Origin of the sequence: Paenibacillus sp. A3 (genome assembly GCF_001399685.1) — a bacterium.
GTDB lineage: Bacteria > Bacillota > Bacilli > Paenibacillales > NBRC-103111 > Paenibacillus_G.
Map to the genome: position 1 here is coordinate 1 of NZ_JTHN01000355.1, position 1,603 is coordinate 1,603.

Here is a 1,603-nt window from a genome sequence, read left to right on the forward strand (position 1 = left end):
CATAATACGTTGCACTTTTATACGAAAATGTGGTTTTAAGGTGGCTTTTCACGATTTTGGGACAAAAAGACCCACTCCCCGAAAATTTCATTTCTGAAATTTTTTAAAAGTTAAGCAGGATGGTTATCCTGTATTTGGATAGAATATCCCATGGACTTGATTTTACTGACCCAGTAATCAAGTCCTTTTTCTTTTTTGGGCAGATAATTCGATCCTAATTCTTGGTAAGCCATTCTATCTTTTAGCATGAAAAAACATATCTTCAAAATGAGATGCGCTGTTGCCATGGCTGCCTTTTTCGGCCCTCGTCGTTTCACAATCCTGCTATAGAAAGCGGCAATGCGGGTGTTTTTCGTTTTAGATGCAGCCCAGGCCGCTTGACAAAGGACAGCTTTTAGTCCCTTATTGCCTTTGTTTGTTTTGGAACTTCTCTTTTTGCCTGCACTTTCGTTATTTCCTGGACAGACAGCAGCCCACGAAGCCAGATGATTTTCAGAAGGGAATACAGACATATCTGTACCAATCTCCGCTAAAATGCTCGCCGCAGCATCTTCTTGAATTCCCGGAATGGTTAACAGTAAGTCCATTTCCTTTCTGTATGGCTTTAGTAAACGGTCGATCTCTCCTTGCAGAGCCTCGATATGCTCTTCCACTTGACGCATGTGTTCCAAGTGCCTTCGAATCATAAAGCGGTGATGGATGCGCACGCGGCCGTTTAATGCCTCGATCAGTTCTGGTACCTTCTTCTTTAACTGAGTGAATACCATGCCCTTGACAGAGTCAGGGTCAAGCACTTCCCCATTGACAACAGCATCCAGCAAAGCCAGTCCTGACTTGCCAAACAAATCAGAAACATAAGTGGTCAGCTTGATGTTCGCATCTTGCAAAATCTTGTGTATGCGGTTCTTCTCTGATGTCACTTGCCCTTGAAGTTTTCGACGGTATCGAGTCAGATCTCGAAGATCCCGAATGTCTACAGGCGGTACAAAGCTTGGTTCAATCAGTCCGCAACGCAACAGACTGGCAATCCATGCGGCATCTTTGACATCGGTTTTTCGCCCCGGAACATTCTTAATCTTCTTGGCATTGCCGAGAACAAGTGTAAAATCTCCTTCGAGGATGTTCCAAACCGCTTTCCAATAGACCCCCGTACTTTCCATGGCAATGTGAGTGCATTTCTTTTCCGTCAGCCAATCCGACAACTGTAAAAGCTCCTTCGTCGTAGTCCCGAAGGTTCGTATTTCTTGTTGTGGCTTCCGATCCAATGGACCACTTACGACACAAGCCACAACGGTTTCTTGATGTACGTCTAACCCCGCACATCGTTCTAATACGGCATCCATCCTCATTCCTCATTACTTGGATTGTACAGGTCATGCAACGAAGTGAGGTGTATTTTTATACACGTGCTCAGGCAACAATCGGCGGTACTCATCGTTGCAATAGGGCGGTTTTTTATTCGGGTTTGATTTCACCAAAAAAGAGTCGACCTTTGACCTGCCACTTACCAGTATCGGATGGGTATTCGTCTTTAAAACAATTTCTTCATTTTCATACATTGCGGTGACCGATAGGTCATGAAAGTTTTTTATGATTGACAGAA

At 44.0% G+C, this 1,603-nt stretch carries 2 protein-coding genes; both read right to left on the bottom strand.

Annotated elements, in window-relative coordinates:
• Positions 1–110: 110 nt before the first annotated feature.
• Positions 111–1,349, bottom strand: coding sequence for an IS110 family transposase (locus QJ48_RS34505; protein WP_237763158.1), 1,239 nt, complete (start codon positions 1,347–1,349; stop codon positions 111–113).
• A gap of 24 nt (positions 1,350–1,373) precedes the next feature.
• On the bottom strand, positions 1,374–1,603 hold a 230-nt coding region (locus QJ48_RS39100; RefSeq protein ID WP_237763159.1), incomplete at its 5' end, for a hypothetical protein.

What these genes read in the sequence shown, in the direction of transcription:
- QJ48_RS34505 (WP_237763158.1), bottom strand. Translation starts at nt 1,349, where the DNA reads ATGAGGATGGATGCCGTATTAGAACGATGTGCGGGGTTAGACGTACAT.